This window comes from Bradyrhizobium sp. Kon10, from assembly GCF_055807395.1.
Genome location: NZ_JBVVOZ010000007.1, coordinates 160147 through 176278, shown reverse-complemented (window position 1 = coordinate 176278; position 16132 = coordinate 160147). Strand labels below are relative to the sequence as shown.

Genomic DNA, 16132 nt, shown 5'->3' with positions numbered 1-16132 from the left:
AGCTACCTGGGCTTTGCCGTCCGTACAAAGCCCCAGGCGGCGATCGCGGCCATCAGCAGCGAGATCAGCACATTGTAGCCGGCGAGCGAGAGGCCGAGGAAGCGCCACTGCACCTCGTCGCAGCGCACCACCTTCACGGTGTCCAGCCGCGACAGCAGATCTCCGGCGCTGCCGAGATTGCCGACCGGACCGGTGCAATCGGTCGGCCCCTTCCAAAGACCCCACTCAACGCCGGAATGGTAGGTCCCGAGACCGGCATTGGCGAGCGCCGCCAGCGCGAGGATGGCCAGGCCTGCGAGCAGCAGCGGCCGCGGCGCGCCACTCCTCGCCGCCAGCACCGTGAGCGCACCGAGCGGGATCGCGAGATAATAAGCGTAGCGCTGCTCGAGGCAGAGCGGACAGGGCAGGATGTCGAGAACCAGCTGGAAGAACCAGGCGCCCGCGATCGTCGCCGCCGCGATCAGGGTGACGGCCAGCGCGGCGGTCAGCGCAGGCGCTCCCACGGCCGGTTTAAACGCAGGTATTGCAGCACTCTGGCTCGTCACGGCAGCCTCTCCGGATGGGTCGTGCCTATAAGCCTCTAACCCCGGCCCGCAGCCCTGTCGAGAACGGCCGGGATCACTTTGGCGCGGGTTGACCGGGCTTTCGCGATGGCTATAGTCCGCCGGCTTCGCGAGGCCCCGTCCCGGGACCGACCGAGGGCCCCTGTGGCGGAACTGGTAGACGCGCTCGACTCAAAATCGAGTTCCGCAAGGAGTGCTGGTTCGATTCCGGCCAGGGGCACCAAGCTGAAAAGATCAGACATCCCAACGACTTACGGCAACACGTCGTTTCCTTCTCTTGAAGGAAAAATTTCGCGGCTGCATTGAAAACACGCGTGAAATTTCGCGGACCATTCACCGCTGGCGTCCGCTTTATTGACATTTTGGTTGGTATCCGGAAACAAACGCTCACCACGAATTTCGCTATTTCGAAAACGCGAGCATTGAGCAGATGACCACTGGCTCAATCCCAAGAAGGTGATGCCGGTCAAGGCAGGCGCGCAGGGTTGAGAGGCGGCGCCACAGACCGCTCGATAAGAGTTGCGGAATATCCCGAATGCGGCTTGCTTGAGTGGGCGCTTCGAATGAGACGACGATAATAAGTTGAGCGAAGTGTACGGGCAGGATCAATTTGGGATGTGGACCGATTCAGGCGAAGGCGTCCACGGTCGCCAAGGCTTCTGCGTGTGAGGGTACTCCACGGCGCCGCAAGAGCGTCGCAGCCGTGGCTGCCCTAATGGGAACCATCGCCGTGTGTCCATGTTCATTTCTGGAATCACCCGGAGAGGCCGATTTTGCCGGTCCAAGCCCCCCGAGACATTTTTGAACGAGAAGCCCTCGCATGGGTCACGGGATGGATCATCGTGATCTTGGCTTGCTTTGTCACGTCGTTCCCGGCGCAGGCAGCCGTGACCGCTTCGCAGCTCGAGCAGGTCGGCTCCGTACCTCGCCCCAACGCACAACTTCCCTTGCAGATCGGGATGAGCGACCTGAGCGACCGCAGCGCACCGCTGCAAAGCTGGCTTGGAGGAATTCCCACGCTCTGGATTCTCGCCGACTACACCTGCGAAACGCTTTGCGGGCCGGCGATATCGATCGTTTCGAACACCCTGGCTGATACGGGGCTGAAAGCGGGGGCGGACTTTCGGCTGATCGTTGTCGGATTCGACCCCAAGGACAGCGTTGCGCAAGCCCGGGCGATGAGGGATGCCCAGCTCAGCACAAGAGGCGGCCTACCCGAGCACAGCTTCTTCCTGCGGGGCACAGCCCCCGATATCGGCGCATTGACCGACGCCTTCGGCGTGCGGGCGATCTATGATCGCGAGCATGATCAATTCGCCCATCCTGCTGCCGCCTTCGTGGTGACCCCCGACGGAAGGATTTCGCGTACGCTCTCGGCGCTCGCGATCGATGCGAACAGCCTGCGCCTTGCCCTGGTCGAAGCGGGCCGGGGCCGCGTCGGCCGATGGACCGATCAAGTCCATCTGCTCTGCTACGGCTTCGATCCTGCAAGCGGCACCTACACGCTTGCCGCGCGGCGCCTGCTACTCGCCGCCGCGTCGACCAGCGTCACTGTGCTCGCCCTGCTAATCGGGCTCCTGCTTCGGCGCGAGTTCGCCGCCAGATAGCGGCGATCGGCGCTGCGCCGCCGCCGCTTTCTCGAGCGTCATATCGAAGACCAGCCACAACGTCAGGCCAAGAAAGAGTCCCGCGGCGATCAGCATCACCCCGGTCATTGCAACCCCGAGTCCTTGAAGGGGCGGCAGGATCAGGATCGCGGACTCGAGCCAGCGCATCGCCAACGTCGTTCCGCACAGGGCCAGCAGCCAATGCGGGTCCGATCGCACCCTGGCACTGAGCATCGCGCAGAACGGAAACACGAATTGCCCGAAGGAAAGCGCCGCTAGAACGAACTGCCAGCCGTTCTCCGATCGCACCAGATACCAGGTGACTTCATTGGGAATATTTCCCGACCAGATCACGATATACTGCATGGCGTGGAGATAGCACCAGAGCAGCAGCACCGAGAGCAAGAGGCCGCTGTAGCCGCGGCTCGGCCCGATCCGCCGCATCGACAACAGGCCGGCGCCGATGATGAAAGCCGTTGCCGCCGTCAGCACGAAGCTGAGATAGAGGAGGCCGTAAATCGAGGAATGAAAATCGGGTTCGAGCTGCTCCATCCAGTCGATCCCGGCAAACGACACGGTGAGGGTCCACACGATCGCGCCGACCGATGCGGCGCGCACCATTGCCTCATGATTGCGCCAGGCGCGCCGGAGCCATTGGGCAAGCCCGATCCAGACCGCGAAGTAGACCACCGTCCGCAACACAAAGAACCACGGCACGAACCAGCGCGCCTTGAACGGCGGCAGCAACGATGCATTCGCGATGGCCGGATAGAGGACCCTCATGAGTAGAAGGACGGGAATAAATGCGAGCGCCACAATGGGCAGAGCGCCCGCGCTTGCGACGAAGACCGGATGCAGCGCCTCAGTCCACCGCCGCCGCACCAGATAGCTGGTCATGAAAAGGCCGAGCGCACCGATCGGAATGGCACCCCAGACGATCCAGGCAACGAGATAGGCGGCAACCGTCGATCGCGGATCGATCAGGAATCCGGCGATCAGGACCAGGCCCGACACCACGGCCGCGCCGCTCCGTGCACCGGCGCGGCTCTTCATGGCGCGCTCTCGAGTCTGGCGCGCTCCTCCGGCGGCACATCGTCGAGCGAGGCATGGCGGCTGAGCTGAAGCGCGCGGATATAGGCCGCGATGGCCCAGCGATCCCGCGGCGGGACCCGCGCGGCGTAAGAATACATCGCGCCATGCCCATTGGTGATCACATCGAAAAAGTACTGGTCGTCGGCGGCGAGCAACCGATCGCTGTGATAACTGGTCGGGCGCGGCATGCCGCGCTGAACGATGATGCCGTTGCCGTCGCCGCCCCCACCATGACATGGCGAACAGAAAATGCCGAAGCGCTCTCGTCCCCGCGCCAGGAGTTCAGGCGTGAGAGCCGGCTTCGTGGTTGCGACTTTCTCCCGTTCGAGAGCGTCACGCGCAACCGTGTTCACGGGCGGGCGGCGCAGCACGCTGCCGCGAAACAGCGGCGCCCGCGAATATTCACCATAGCGGGGCTGCACGTCCATGTTCTGGTCGCAGGCGGCGAGCAGAGTTGCAAGCGCGGCGATGAGCCACAACCTGCTCATTGCGGTACGAGCTCCACCGAAAGCGCGCCCGCCTCGCCCAGGAACACCAGGGTCTCACCCGGCGCGAACATCGCGTCCTTCGCGCTCACGCAAAGAAAGAATCGGTCCTTGCTGGCACGATCGAACCGTTCGGCACCGAACGCGGGATAATTGAGCCGGGGCAGCCCGTTCTGCCACAGCATGGCAGCCAGCATCGATAGCGCAGAGAACAGGATCGTGAGCTCGAAGGTCACGACGGCGAAGGCCGATATCGCATAGACGGGCCGGCCGCCGACATTGAGCGGGTAGGCGTAATTCACGTAGAACTGCATGATGAGCGCGGTCGTAGCTCCCGCGATGGCTCCTATCAGGCCGACGAAGGAAATTCTGGGTCGCGGAAGCCGCAAGATGCGGTCCAGTCCCTCGACCGGAAATGGCGTGAAGGCGTCGAGCTTGCGGTAGCCGGCCTTCCGCGCCCTGCGCACGGCCGCGAGCAGATCTTCGGGGTTCTTGAACTCGGCCAATGCGCCGTAGAGCTCTTTAGCCATGCGGCTTCTCCACTTTCTCTTCGTGGAGAAGCTCCTTGGTCTCGAAGATCGAGATCATGGGGATGAGGCGTATCGCGATGAGGAACGGCACCAGGAACAGCCCGATCGTGCCGAAATAGGTCGACCAGTCCCAGAAGCTCGGCGTGAAGTGGCTCCAGGACGAGACCAGAAAGTCGCGATAGAGGCTGGTGACGAGGATCATGTACCGCTCGAGCCACATTCCGATCGCGACCGAGATCGAGATCAGCAACAGCATCCATCCGCTTCGCCGCACGACGCGCCACCACAGCGCCTGGAGCGGAATGAAATTGAAGATCACCGCGCCCCAATAGGTCCAGGCATAGGCGCCGGCGAAACGATCCGCCAGCGTCTGCAGTTCATGCTTCTCTCCCGAATAGACCGCGTCGAACACCTCAAAGACATAGCCATAGGCCGTCATCAGGCCGGTCGCGAGCAGGACCTTGCCCAGCAGGTCAAGATGATCATCGGTCACGAGATTCTCCAGCCCGAACCACGATCGCAGCGTCACCGCGATGATGGAGACGACGGCAAAGCCGGAGAATGCCGCCCCCAGCACGAAGTAGGGCGGAAAAATCGTCGAGTGCCAGCCCGGGATCTGCCCCGCGGCGAACAGCAGCGAGACCTCGCTGTGGACGGACACGACCAGCGGCACGGCAAGACCCGCGATCAGCCTGTAGGCCTGCGACCAACGCAGCCAATGCTTGGCCGAACCGCGCCATCCGAGTGCGATGACGCCGAAGAAGATCTGCCAGCCCCGGCGCGTTGCGCGGTCGCGCGCGGCGGCGAGGTCGGGGATCAGGCCGGTATACCAGAAGGCCAGCGAGACCGTGAGATAGGTCAGCACCGCCCAGATGTCCCATTCCAGCGGGCTGCGGAATTGCGGCCAGACGCCCATGGTGGCCGGATAGGGAAACATCCAGTACACGTACCAGGGCCGACCGAGGTGCAGGATCGGATAGATCCCGGCGCAGACCACGGCAAACAGCGTCATCGTCTCGGCAAAGCGGTTGAGCGAGTTGCGCCACTCGCTGCCAGTCAGAAGCAACAGCGCCGAAATCAGCGTGCCGGCGTGACCGATGCCGAGCCACCAGACGTAGTTGTGAATGGCGAAGGCCCAGTTGACGGGGATGTTGATGCCCCAGATGCCGACGCCGCGGGTGAAGAGCTCGACCACGGAGATCATCAGCAGCAACAGCAGTGCGCTCGCAAAGATCATTGCAATCAGCCAGCGGCGCTCGGCGGGAAAATGCAGGGGAATGCCGGTGAGCTGGTCGGCGATGCCGCCCATGCTCTGGCGCGTCGGCAGGATGTCGGATCGATCGGTCATCCCTGCTGCGACCCCGTGTCGCCGTCGCGCCAGCGCGCCAGATAGGTCGTGCGCGGACGCGTTCCCAGTTCCTCGAGTAGCACATAGTGCCGACCATCACGCCTGAGCCGCGAGACCTCCGAATTCGGATCGTTGATGTCCCCGAACACGATCGCCTTGGTGGGACATGCCTGCTGGCACGCGGTCACCACCTCGCCGTCGCGTAACGAGCGGTTCTCCTTGTCCGCGGCTACGTGGGCAGCTTCGATGCGCTGGGTACAATAGGTGCATTTCTCCATCACGCCCCGCGAGCGTACCGTGACATCGGGATTGTCGGCGGCATGGAGGGGGGACTCAGCAGGCGCACGGTAATCGAAGAAATTGAAGCGCCTGACCTTGTAGGGGCAGTAACTGGAGCAGGTCCGCGTGCCGATGCAGCGGTTATAAACCATCTGATTCACACCCTCGGGACTGTGTGTCGTGGCATGGACGGGGCAGCCCATTTCGCAAGGCGCATCCTCGCAATGCATGCAGGGCACCGGCTGGAAGAAGCTGCGCGGCTCGGCGATGTCGCCGGTGTAGTAACGCGCGATACGCAGCCAGTGCATTTCACGACCGACCTTGACTTGGTCGGGCCCGACGACGGGGACGTTGTTCTCGGCGGTGCAAGCCGCCACGCAGGCATTGCAGCCGATGCAGGCATCGAGGTCGATGACCATGCCCCAGGCATTTTTCGAGCCCGGCCAGGGAGCGTACAGACTCGGCTGCTCGGACGATGACCTCTCGGCACCACCCGGACTCACTTCGCGGACGAGATCAAGTCCTTCCATGCGGTGATGCAATTGGGTCACCGGAAGGTCTGCCGTGAGCTCCAGCTTGCGCAGGCTGCCTTGCGTCAACCATGGCGCGGCGCCGGACTGGACCCGGTAGGCGTCGTAGCCGAGGCTGCTACCGACCCGCCCGGCCCGGGTCCTGCCGTAACCGAGAAAGAGAGCAATTGTGTTGTCGGCCTGACCGGGCATGATCCAGAGCGGCCCCGTCACCCGACGCTCGCCGACCGTGATTTCGACTTGATCGCCATTGGCTGCAGCGAAGCGCTTCGCGAGCGCCGGACTGACAGCGATCACGTTGGTCCAGGTGACCGTCGTCAGCGGCTTCGGCAGTTCCTGAAGCCAGCCGATATTGGCGAACCGGCCATCCCAGACGGTCGGATCCGGCCGGAATACGACATCGAGTTCGCCGGCCGCCTTTGGTGACGCGATCGTGTTGTTCACGGGCGACGCCATGACAAACGGGGCGGCACCCTCGACGAAACCGTCGTGCAGCGCCTTCTTCCAACGCGGCTCGAAAGCATTGCCGAAACTCGCCTGCCAGGTCTCGCGGACCGCGGCGTCGGCTGCCGGATTGATATCGCCAAGCAGCATGCCAAATATCTGATGTACGGTTTTCACGTCATAAAACGGCTCGATCACGGGCTGGAGAATGGTCGCGGTGCCATCGACCGCGCGTGCGTCGCTCCAGCTCTCGAGCGCGTGCGTTAGAGGGAGCTGCCATTCGCAGAGATCGCCAGTCTCATCCCGCTGCAGGCCGAGATACAGGGACGAGCGGACGCGCTTGATGGCGTCGCCACACGCGAGCTCACTGGGTGCGGCGTAGGCAGCATTGCAATCGAGCACGATAAGCGTGGTGACGCGCCCGGCGTTGATATCGGACACCAGTTCAGCCAGCGTTCCAGCATTCGCCGGATCCGAGATCGGCGCAGTCAATCGGAGCGTTTGGCCGGCGTTGCCAAGCCGCTCATTTATCCGTGCCATCCACAGCGCTGCGGCAGCACCCGCGCTCACGCCTGAAATGAACAGCGAGCGTCCGGTTCGATCCTTGCAGGCAGAAGCGACCCGCGCGATCCATCGGCCCTCACGGTCGGTCAGTTCCGGCGTCGATGCCTCGGCAATTCCGAGGGCGCCTGCGAGGGCCTCGGCCAGCACCGGCATTCGCCTCGCGTCGGCAATCAAACGTTCGCCTGCCATGGCACCCGTGGCTGATGGCACGCTCTCGGCCATCAACAACTGGTTACCGGGACGATCCCCCGGCCGCCGGCGTGACCGCGACCAGCCCAGCGCGTTGCGCACCTGATCAGGTCCAGGTCCCAGGAAGTCGTCGTCGAGGCTGACGATGAGGTCGCAGTCATCGAGCACATAGTGCTGGTCCAACGCCCGCCCATACACCGCAGCCATAATTTGCCGCCTCGCCTCGAGGCCGGCGGCCGCATGCAGATGAACGCGGGCCTTCGGAAACTGCTTCAGCAAGGCATCGATCTGGCGCAGCAGCGTCGGCGAGGTTGTGGGTCCGAGCAGCAGCCGCACGCCCTCGCCCTGGTCCATTCTCCAGCTCTCGCGCAGCGTCCCGACGGCCGCCTCCACGTCGGCCCAACTCACGGGCTCGCCGCGCCGGGTCGGCGCCGCAGCGCGGTCGGGATCATAAAGCTGCAGCACCGCACCTTGCATGAAGACGTCGCTGCGACCTTGCGTGACCGGGTGATCAGGATTGCCGTCGAGCTTTGTCGGCCGTCCAGCATAGCTCGTCGCGATCACGGGCTGCGCGAAGCCGTCGAGCAGAACCGCTGTCGCGTAGTAGCGCGGCAGCCCGATCGTCTCGCTCGCCGGCTGATCGACATAGGGCAGAGCCGCGACGAACGAACTCTTCTCGCAGCCCGTCAGCCCGGCGAGCGCAAAGGATGCGCCCATCAGTTTCAAGAATTCGCGGCGCGCGGTCTGCGAGAACTGCTGAACGGCTGGGTACTCTGCCTCAATGAAGGCTCGAAATCGCGGATCACCCGACAGTTCCTCGATGCCGGCCCAAAATGGTGGCCCGCTCGCGCTCCCGGATTGATGGTCGATGCGCCTCCTCATCGGTGACACACGTAGCAATGCGTGAGCTCGCCAAGGCGGATGCCCTCGTGTGCGGCGATCGCCTCACCCTTCACGCGCGCATCAGATGGCGGCTTCCAAGCCATGTCGGTGATGCGATCAGGCGGACGCAGGTGCGGCGCGGGATCGCGATGGCAATCGATGCAAAACTCCATCGTGAAGGCTTTTGCCCGATAGGTCAGCGCCATCTGGTCGATACGACCGTGGCAGGTTTCGCAGCCGACGCCCTTGGCGATATGGATGTCGTGACGGAAGAACACGTAGTCGGGCAGCTTTGCGACCCGCGTCCACCGGATCTGCGTGTCGTCGGCGAGGCTGCGCCGCACCGGTTCGAGCATCTTCGCATCGGTCCAGATTTCCGAATGGCACGTCATACAGGTCTCGGTCGGTGGAAGGCCCGCTTGCGGGCCTGCCTCGACATTGCTGTGACAATAACGGCAGTCGATGCCTAGCTCCCCGGCATGATGGCGGTGACTGAACGGCACGGGCTGATGCGGTCGAATTTCGGTGTCGGTCATGTAGGCCGAACGCGCAAAACCAACGACTGCGACAGTACCGCCGCTCGCCAGCGACAAGCCGCCGATCAGAAACAGGCGCAACCAGGTGTCCGCCACAGGGGAGAATATCTGGACCATTCTCGCTGCGACCCGACGGCGAGTTGTCGTTCGACAATCCCGCCGTCGTAGGTTGGTTCCTAGATCCGGAACGCAATTCCTCGTGCCGCATTGTCTTGCCGCGATCGAGGACGGCAGCATGGCGGACAGCAAGCGCTTCGACTATGAGCGGTCGGATGTCGGAGCGCGCCTGGTCGGATGGCTTGCAGGCGGTCTTGCGACTTTCGTCGCAGTGACGCCTCTCCTGTTGCCGCTCATGTTTACGCAATCCACGATGCGCGTCACGCCCGCAAATCGTCCCGCCCTCAGCGCGAATGCCCCGCCGCTCGAGGTCGCCCCCCGCGACGCGTTGCAAAAATCCCGGCAAGGCGAAGCGCAGATTGACGGAAGCTATGCTTGGGTCGACCGCAATCGAGGGGTCGTTCGCATCCCGATTGACCGCGCAGTTGATCTCCTCCTGCACAAGGGCTTGCCGGGGTGGCCGTCCCCATGAACTCCCGCCGAGTGCTTCGATCGAGGTTGCCTTAGATGTGGCGTCAGTGGATCCCGTTCTGGCATCCCGGGCTCTCGCCACAAAGCGGCGATGTCGACCTGCTCTTCGCGGGTCTTCTGATGACGAGCGCGCTGGTGCTCGGGATTCTGTTCTTCCTGCTGACGCTGTTTTGCGTCCGCTATCGCGCCGGCAACCTGATCGACCGCGAGGACCACATCGCCAAGAGCTGGCACTGGGAGGTCGGCTGGACCACCGCATCGCTGGCCTGCTTCGTCGGCCTGTTCGTCTGGGGCGCCAGCGTGTATTTCGAGATGTACAAGACGCCGGCGGACGAGTTGGTCGTGTTCGTCGTCGCGAAGCAATGGATGTGGAAGACCCAGCATCCCGGCGGCCAGGCCGAGATCAACGCGCTGCACGTGCCGACCAACCGCCCGGTTCGCCTGGTCATGGCCTCGCAGGACGTGATCCATAGCTTCTTCATTCCTGCCCTGCGGCTCAAGCACGACGTCGTGCCCGGCCGTTATCAGGACATCGAGATCGAGGTAGACAGGCCCGGCACCTATCATCTGTTCTGCGCGGAATATTGCGGCACCGACCATTCAGGCATGATCGGCGAAATCGTGGCCATGGAGCCGGCCGATTTCTCCAACTGGCTCACGCGGCAGGCGCCGTCAAGCTCGCTCGCCGGCGAGGGCGGCGCGCTGTTTCGCGAACTCGGCTGTAGCGGCTGTCATGGCCCGGGCAGCAAGATCCGCGCGCCGCCGCTCGAGGGCCTCTATGGACGGCCGGTCCCGCTGTCCGACGGCAGCACCGCGATTGCGGACGACAAATACATCCGCGACTCCATCCTGCTGCCGCGCAGCCAGATTGTTGCGAGCTATGAGCCGCTGATGCCGTCGTTCGAGGGCAAGGTGAGCGAAGAGCAGCTTTTGCGCCTCGTAATGTACATCAAGTCGCTTGCAGGACGCCGATCATGAGCGGGAAAAGCTATCTGACCACCGACTACACGCTGAAATCCTGGTTCTTGACCACAGACCACAAGCGGATCGCAATCCTCTATTTCGCGAGCCTGATCTTCTTCTTCTTCATCGGCGGGGCAGCGGCAACCGTGATCAGGATCGAGCTTGCAACGCCCCAGGGCGACATCGTCAGCTCCGACATCTACAACCGCTTGTTCACCATGCACGGCATCATCATGGTGTGGTTCTTCCTCATTCCATCTATTCCGAACACGCTCGGCAACTTCATCGTTCCGTTGATGATCGGCGCGCGCGACCTTGCCTTCCCCCGGCTCAACCTGATGAGCTGGTACATCTTCATGCTGGGAGGCTGCACCACATTGTTTGCAATCCTCGCCGGCGGCGTCGACACCGGCTGGACTTTCTATACGCCGTTCTCGACCCTCTATTCCAACAGTTACGTGATCGTCGCGGCCGCCGGCGTCTTCATTGCCGGCTTCTCATCGATCCTGACCGGATTGAATTTCATCGTCACCATCCACCGCCTGCGCGCTCCCGGCCTGACCTGGTATCGCCTTCCGCTCTTCCTGTGGTCGCTCTACGCGACATCCGTCATCTTGGTGCTGGCAACACCGGTGCTCGCGATCACGCTGCTGCTGATCGCAGTGGAACGCTTCTTCGGCGTCGGCATTTTCGATCCGCGGATCGGCGGGGATCCACTGCTGTTCCAGCACCTGTTCTGGTTCTACTCGCATCCCGCGGTCTACATCATGATCCTGCCGGGCATGGGCGTGATCAACGAGCTGATCTCCTGCTTCTCGCGCAAGCAAGTGTTTGGCTACAAGTTCGTGGCGTGGTGCAGCCTCGCCATCGCCGCGGTCGGCTTCCTGGTGTGGGGACATCACATGTTCGTCAGCGGCCAGTCGCTGATCGCAAGCCTCGTCTTCTCATTCATGAGCTTCATCGTCGCGGTGCCCTCGGCGATCAAGGTCTTCAACTGGACCGCAACGCTGCACAAAGGCCTGCTGCGCTTCGATGCGCCCATGCTCTATGCGCTGGGATTTATCGGCCTGTTCACGATCGGCGGGCTCACGGGCCTGTTCCTTGCCTGCCTCGCCTTTGACGTGCACGCCACGGACACTTACTTCGTCGTGGCACATTTCCACTACATCATGGTCGGCGGCATGGTGACGGCCTATTTCGGCGGCTTGCATTACTGGTGGCCGAAGATAACCGGCCGGCTGTACTCGGAATATTGGGCGCGCGCCGCGGCCGTCCTGATCTTCTTCGGTTTCAATCTCACATTCTTCCCGCAATTCATCCTCGGCGCGGAAGGCATGCCCCGCCGCTACCACGTCTACCCTCCGGAATTTCAGGTCTGGAACGTGCTGTCATCGGGCGGCGCCGCGATTCTCGCCGTCGCCTACCTGATGCCGCTGTTCTATCTCGGCTACTCCGCGTTCTTTGGCGCCCGCGCGCCGGCGAATCCCTGGGATGCCCCCGGGCTCGAATGGCAGACGTCCTCTCCGCCGCCCGAGCACAACTTCACCACGCAGCCGGTGGTCACGCGCGCGCCCTATCAATATGACCGGGATTTTCACGCGGAGCCGCAAAATGCCTGAGAGCCCGGCCTTCGCACCGCAATATGCCTCCATCCCCCACCGCGATCACACCGCCGAGCTCGGCATGTGGGTCTTCATTGCCACGGAGATCTTGCTCTTCGGCGGCCTGATCCTCGCTTATCTCGTTTACCGGCATGCGTTTCCGCAGGGCTTCGCCGAGGGCAGTCGGCACACCGACATCCTGATCGGGACAACCAACACGGCTGTGCTCCTGACCTCGAGCTTTCTCGTCGCATGGGCGGTCGAAATCTTCTCCGCTGAGACGGCTCGGATCAGCACGTTGCTGTTGCTCGGCGCCGCCTGTCTTGGGCTCGTCTTCATCGTGCTCAAAGGGATCGAGTACAGGAAGGAGTACGACGAGCACATCGTCCCCGGCGTCGATTTTCGGTTCGGCGGTCCGCTGGGCAACAGCGTCCAGCTGTTCTTCATCTTCTACTTCGTCGCCACGGCGATCCATGCCCTGCACATGCTCATCGGCATCGGCTTGCTTGCGACGCTTGCGATCATCTGCCGGAAGATGCCGACGACGCGTCATCATACGGCGCTGCATAGCGCAGCACTGTATTGGCACTTCGTCGACGTGGTCTGGATCTTCCTGTTCGCGCTGATCTACTTGCCCGGGCGGTCCTCGTCATGACGCATTGGCGGCCCCCGCTTCCACTCGTCGGAGCTTGGCTGGGCCTGTTGGCCTTGCTCGCACTCACCGTGACGCTTGCCTATGTGCCGCTCGGGGCCGGCAATGCCGTGGTGGCGCTGAGCATCGGCACCGTCAAGGCGGGCCTGGTCGCGGTCATCTTCATGGAGCTGCGGCACCGGAGCGGCCTCACATTGGTGTTCGCGGGCGCAGGGCTGTTCTGGCTCGGGATATTCCTTTGGCTTGGCCTAATGGATTTCATGACCCGGACGTGATCGTCAGTTCGTTCTCGCATCAAGCGCCTTGCGCTCTTTGTTGACGTCGTCCGCGCTGACCGGCGGCGCCTTGCCCCAATGGTTGCGGACATAGGTCGCAACCGCCGCGACCTGCGTGTCGTTGAGTTGCCAGCCGAAGGCGGGCATGGCCGGACCGGTCGGCTCCCGGTCGGTCGCGACACTTTGCGCCCCCTGAAGGATCACCCGCAACACCGTCGTGGGATCACCCGTGTTGACCGTCGCAGCCTGCGCAAGGTTCGGAATGAGATTGGGAACGCCCGTCCCGTCCGATTTGTGGCAAGCCGAACAGAGATCCTGATAGATCGCGCCGCCCGCTGCCAGCACGCTGGAATCGCCGGAGCTGTCGGCTGCGGGCCTTGGTCCCGACACGTCCTTCAGGTAGGTCGCCATGGCGTAGATGTCGTCGTCGCTCAGTTTCGACGTCGAGAGCTCGACGACTTCGCCCATCAGACCGGCAGCGGCGGCAAAGCGGTTGTGGCCAGTCCTAAGATATCGCGAGAGATCGTCGACCGACCACTGCCCAAGCGGTCCCTGCCCGCTGGTGATATCCGGCGCGACCCAGCCCTGGAGGGTATATCCCTGCAAGGGCTTGGAGAGCTTGTCTCCGCCGAGGAAGGTCTTTGGCGTGTGACAGGCACCGCAATGCCCGGGACCCTGGACCAGATATGCACCACGATTCCATTCCTTGGATTTCGATGGCTCGTCCTTGAACGTCCAGGGTGCGAAGTAAAGCCTGTCCCAGACCATCATGACGGCCCGCTGGTTGAGCGGAAATGGCAGCTGGTTCACGGCCACCGCATTATGGACGGGCTCGACGGTGGCGAGATAAGTGCGAATGTCCTTGACCTCTTGTTGCGACATCCGTGCGAAATACGGAAACGGCATGGCCGGATAGAGTAGCTTGCCGTCGCGCCGGCGCCCCTTGCGCACGGCCGCATCGAACTCGTCGTCGCTCCAGGCGCCGATCCCGGTCTCGCGATCCGGCGTGATGTTGGGCGATACCAGAATGCCGAACGGCGTCTCGATCGGCCGGCCGCCGCTGAAGGGATGATTGCTACCCGGAATCGTATGACAGCTTCCGCAATCGGCAGCCGCCGCAAGATAGCGCCCGCGGTTGATGGCGGCGAAGCCCTGCAGGTCAGCGCCCGTGCCCTTGCCCGTGCCCACTGCAAGCACAAGTGCCGTCAATCCGAGCCGGGCCGATCTACGCATTGATCAGTTGCCCAGGGTTCTTGAGATACTTTGTGCGGATCGCGTCGGCGGCCCAGTAAGCGAGCGCGGCGACCGTTCCGGTCGGGTTGTAGCCGGCATTTTGCGGAAATGCGCTCGCGCCGAGCACGAACAGATTCGGCACATCCCAGTTCTGCAGGTACCGATTGAGCGCGCTGGTGTTCGGATCGCTGCCCATGATCGCGCCGCCACAGAGATGTGTCGTCTGGTATTTCGTGATGTCGTACGGCGCCTTGCGATATTCCTTGTGGACCTGCTTTGCGCCCATCGCCTCGAAGATCTCGGCGAACTTGTCGGTCAAAAATTTGTTCTGCTTGATCTCGTTGTCGTGGAAATCCATGGTGATCCGCACCAGCGGCCGACTGAAGCGGTCCTTGTAGGTCGGGTCGAGATCGACATAGACATCACGGTAGCTGTACATGCTGCCGTGGACGCCGGTCCCGGGCTTGGTCGCGCTCTGATAGTTTTCCTTGACCGCCTGTTTCCATTCTGCGCCCCACAGCGGCGTTCCCGGTGGCACGGGCGTGGTCTCGATCGGCCGCCCATTGGTCTGGACCTGTCCCACATAGCCGCCTCCGACGAAGCCATGCGCCGCGTGGTCGAAATTGTCGCCGTTGAATTCATCGATGCACATGCCGATCGCGCCCGAGGCGATGAACGGATTGAAGATGAACTTTGCGGAGTCGAAAAAGCTGACGACGTCGGACACGGTCTGGTGGGTGAAGTTGCGGCCGACCACGCCCGTGTTGGCGGAGGGATCGTAGGCCTTGCCGATGCCCGACAGCAGCAGGAGCTGGACATTGAAGATGGTGTAGGCGGAGAGTACGACCAGATCGGCCGGCTGCTCCCATTCATCGCCCGCGGTATCCACGAAGGTCACGCCGGTCGCGCGTTTGCCAGAGCTGTCCAGATCGATCCGCGTAACCTCGCTGTTGTCGCGCGCCGAGAAGTTAGAGTTGCGGATCAGCGCAGGCAGAATGGTAGTCTGCGGCGAGGCCTTTGAGTAGTTGCCGCAGCCGAACCACTCGCAGAAGCCGCAATAGGTGCATGGCCCGAGGCGCACGCCCAGCGGATTCTGGTACGGGCGCGACATGTTACCCGATGGCTGCGGGAACGGCTTATAGCCGAGGTCGCGCGCCGCCTTGGCAAACAGCGTGTGGCTGAACGGCTGGTCCTGGGGCGGATTGGGGTAAGGACGCGATCGCGGGCCCTCGAAGGGATTGCCGCCTTCCATGATCGTGCCCTTGATGTTGCCGGCCTGGCCGGACGTGCCGCAGAGATATTCGAACTTGTCGTAATACGGCTCGAGCTCGTCGTAAGTCACCGCCCAGTCCTGGATCGTCATATCCTCGGGCAGGAAGCCCGCGCCATAACGCTCGGTCAGGTGTGTCTTCAGCACGAAATCCGATGGCAAGAAGCGCCAGGTCTCCGCATTCCAGTGCACCCCTCCGCCGCCGACGCCGTTCGGCGGCATGAACGCGCCCCAGTTCCGGATCGGCAGTGCCGTCTGGCTCGTCTTGTTCCGGAAGGTGAAGGTGGTCTGGTTAGGCCTGAGGAACAGTTCATGGCGAATGCGGAAGCGCAACTCATCCGCCGCGTACCCCGGCGGAAAATCGGTCGCTGTGTTGCGCCAGGGGCCGCGCTCGATCGCAATCACATCGAGCCCGGCCTCGGCAAGCTCGTAGGCCATGATAGCGCCGGTCCAGCCGAGCCCGATGATGACGACGTCCTTTCGCGGCAGTTTGCGAGCCAT

General features: G+C 63.0%; 16 protein-coding genes and 1 tRNA gene. 7 read left to right on the top strand and 10 right to left on the bottom strand.

Annotated elements, in window-relative coordinates; translation table 11 throughout:
- Positions 1 to 2: 2 nt before the first annotated feature.
- Positions 3 to 545 carry a disulfide bond formation protein B gene (locus AC0L2O_RS13225; RefSeq protein ID WP_369719456.1) on the bottom strand — a complete coding sequence of 181 codons (543 nt, stop codon included), beginning with the start codon at positions 543 to 545 and terminating at the stop codon, positions 3 to 5.
- Between the two features lie 156 nt (positions 546 to 701).
- Here AC0L2O_RS13225 and AC0L2O_RS13220 point away from each other — a divergent pair.
- Positions 702 to 786 (top strand) — tRNA-Leu (locus tag AC0L2O_RS13220).
- Positions 787 to 814: 28 nt separating this feature from the next.
- Here the strand turns inward: AC0L2O_RS13220 and AC0L2O_RS13215 are convergent.
- Entirely contained in the window at positions 815 to 1033 is a 219-nt protein-coding gene (locus AC0L2O_RS13215; RefSeq protein ID WP_473370025.1) for a hypothetical protein, read from the bottom strand.
- A gap of 417 nt (positions 1034 to 1450) precedes the next feature.
- Between AC0L2O_RS13215 and AC0L2O_RS13210 the strand changes: the two genes are divergently transcribed.
- Entirely contained in the window at positions 1451 to 2170 is a 720-nt protein-coding gene (locus AC0L2O_RS13210) for a thioredoxin domain-containing protein (protein WP_473370024.1), read from the top strand.
- Here AC0L2O_RS13210 and AC0L2O_RS13205 read toward each other — a convergent pair.
- Genes AC0L2O_RS13205 through AC0L2O_RS13180 form a run of 6 tightly spaced genes read right to left on the bottom strand, consistent with a single transcriptional unit; the run spans position 2129 to position 9166 of the window.
- Positions 2129 to 3223, bottom strand: coding sequence for a hypothetical protein (locus AC0L2O_RS13205; RefSeq protein ID WP_473370023.1), 1095 nt, complete (start codon positions 3221 to 3223; stop codon positions 2129 to 2131). The genes AC0L2O_RS13210 and AC0L2O_RS13205 overlap by 42 nt on opposite strands.
- Complete coding sequence (locus AC0L2O_RS13200; RefSeq protein WP_473370022.1) at positions 3220 to 3750, bottom strand: c-type cytochrome; 531 nt, start codon at positions 3748 to 3750, stop codon at positions 3220 to 3222. Before AC0L2O_RS13200 ends, AC0L2O_RS13205 begins: the two co-directional genes overlap by 4 nt.
- Positions 3747 to 4277 carry a DUF3341 domain-containing protein gene (locus AC0L2O_RS13195; protein ID WP_473370021.1) on the bottom strand — a complete coding sequence of 177 codons (531 nt, stop codon included), beginning with the start codon at positions 4275 to 4277 and terminating at the stop codon, positions 3747 to 3749. The genes AC0L2O_RS13200 and AC0L2O_RS13195 overlap by 4 nt, the downstream gene beginning before the upstream one ends.
- Positions 4270 to 5625, bottom strand: a complete 1356-nt coding sequence (gene nrfD, locus AC0L2O_RS13190) for an NrfD/PsrC family molybdoenzyme membrane anchor subunit (protein ID WP_369719461.1) — start codon at positions 5623 to 5625, stop codon at positions 4270 to 4272. Before nrfD ends, AC0L2O_RS13195 begins: the two co-directional genes overlap by 8 nt.
- A complete protein-coding gene (locus AC0L2O_RS13185) occupies positions 5622 to 8513 on the bottom strand; it encodes a TAT-variant-translocated molybdopterin oxidoreductase (protein ID WP_473370020.1) in 2892 nt (963 codons plus the stop codon). The genes nrfD and AC0L2O_RS13185 overlap by 4 nt, the downstream gene beginning before the upstream one ends.
- Positions 8510 to 9166, bottom strand: a complete 657-nt coding sequence (locus tag AC0L2O_RS13180) for a cytochrome c3 family protein (protein ID WP_473370019.1) — start codon at positions 9164 to 9166, stop codon at positions 8510 to 8512. Before AC0L2O_RS13180 ends, AC0L2O_RS13185 begins: the two co-directional genes overlap by 4 nt.
- A 118-nt stretch (positions 9167 to 9284) precedes the next feature.
- Between AC0L2O_RS13180 and AC0L2O_RS13175 the strand changes: the two genes are divergently transcribed.
- From AC0L2O_RS13175 to AC0L2O_RS13155, 5 genes are read left to right on the top strand one after another with little or no spacing between them, the layout of a single operon-like run.
- Positions 9285 to 9638 carry a hypothetical protein gene (locus AC0L2O_RS13175; RefSeq protein ID WP_473370018.1) on the top strand — a complete coding sequence of 118 codons (354 nt, stop codon included), beginning with the start codon at positions 9285 to 9287 and terminating at the stop codon, positions 9636 to 9638.
- Positions 9639 to 9673: 35 nt separating this feature from the next.
- Positions 9674 to 10615, top strand: coding sequence for a cytochrome c oxidase subunit II (gene coxB / locus AC0L2O_RS13170; protein WP_473370017.1), 942 nt, complete (start codon positions 9674 to 9676; stop codon positions 10613 to 10615).
- Positions 10612 to 12219 (top strand): cytochrome c oxidase subunit I, encoded by a 1608-nt coding sequence (gene ctaD, locus AC0L2O_RS13165; protein ID WP_409190761.1) that lies wholly within the window; start codon positions 10612 to 10614, stop codon positions 12217 to 12219. Before coxB ends, ctaD begins: the two co-directional genes overlap by 4 nt.
- Complete coding sequence (locus tag AC0L2O_RS13160; RefSeq protein ID WP_369719466.1) at positions 12212 to 12856, top strand: cytochrome c oxidase subunit 3; 645 nt, start codon at positions 12212 to 12214, stop codon at positions 12854 to 12856. The genes ctaD and AC0L2O_RS13160 overlap by 8 nt, the downstream gene beginning before the upstream one ends.
- A complete protein-coding gene (locus AC0L2O_RS13155; protein WP_369719467.1) occupies positions 12853 to 13128 on the top strand; it encodes a cytochrome C oxidase subunit IV family protein in 276 nt (91 codons plus the stop codon). Before AC0L2O_RS13160 ends, AC0L2O_RS13155 begins: the two co-directional genes overlap by 4 nt.
- Before the next feature lie 3 nt (positions 13129 to 13131).
- Here the strand turns inward: AC0L2O_RS13155 and AC0L2O_RS13150 are convergent, their stop codons facing one another.
- A complete protein-coding gene (locus AC0L2O_RS13150; protein WP_473370016.1) occupies positions 13132 to 14361 on the bottom strand; it encodes a c-type cytochrome in 1230 nt (409 codons plus the stop codon).
- Complete coding sequence (locus AC0L2O_RS13145; protein ID WP_473370015.1) at positions 14354 to 16132, bottom strand: GMC family oxidoreductase; 1779 nt, start codon at positions 16130 to 16132, stop codon at positions 14354 to 14356. The genes AC0L2O_RS13150 and AC0L2O_RS13145 overlap by 8 nt, the downstream gene beginning before the upstream one ends.

Excerpts from the sequence above, each read along its gene's own strand:
- AC0L2O_RS13205 (WP_473370023.1), bottom strand. The coding sequence starts at position 3,223 with ATGAAGAGCCGCGCCGGTGCACGGAGCGGCGCGGCCGTGGTGTCGGGC.
- AC0L2O_RS13200 (WP_473370022.1), bottom strand. The coding sequence starts at position 3,750 with ATGAGCAGGTTGTGGCTCATCGCCGCGCTTGCAACTCTGCTCGCCGCC.
- AC0L2O_RS13195 (WP_473370021.1), bottom strand. The coding sequence starts at position 4,277 with ATGGCTAAAGAGCTCTACGGCGCATTGGCCGAGTTCAAGAACCCCGAA.
- nrfD (WP_369719461.1), bottom strand. The coding sequence starts at position 5,625 with ATGACCGATCGATCCGACATCCTGCCGACGCGCCAGAGCATGGGCGGC.
- AC0L2O_RS13185 (WP_473370020.1), bottom strand. The coding sequence starts at position 8,513 with ATGAGGAGGCGCATCGACCATCAATCCGGGAGCGCGAGCGGGCCACCA.
- AC0L2O_RS13180 (WP_473370019.1), bottom strand. The coding sequence starts at position 9,166 with ATGGTCCAGATATTCTCCCCTGTGGCGGACACCTGGTTGCGCCTGTTT.
- AC0L2O_RS13175 (WP_473370018.1), top strand. The coding sequence starts at position 9,285 with ATGGCGGACAGCAAGCGCTTCGACTATGAGCGGTCGGATGTCGGAGCG.
- coxB (WP_473370017.1), top strand. The coding sequence starts at position 9,674 with ATGTGGCGTCAGTGGATCCCGTTCTGGCATCCCGGGCTCTCGCCACAA.
- ctaD (WP_409190761.1), top strand. The coding sequence starts at position 10,612 with ATGAGCGGGAAAAGCTATCTGACCACCGACTACACGCTGAAATCCTGG.
- AC0L2O_RS13160 (WP_369719466.1), top strand. The coding sequence starts at position 12,212 with ATGCCTGAGAGCCCGGCCTTCGCACCGCAATATGCCTCCATCCCCCAC.
- AC0L2O_RS13155 (WP_369719467.1), top strand. The coding sequence starts at position 12,853 with ATGACGCATTGGCGGCCCCCGCTTCCACTCGTCGGAGCTTGGCTGGGC.
- AC0L2O_RS13150 (WP_473370016.1), bottom strand. The coding sequence starts at position 14,361 with ATGCGTAGATCGGCCCGGCTCGGATTGACGGCACTTGTGCTTGCAGTG.
- AC0L2O_RS13145 (WP_473370015.1), bottom strand. The coding sequence starts at position 16,132 with ATGGCTCGCAAACTGCCGCGAAAGGACGTCGTCATCATCGGGCTCGGC.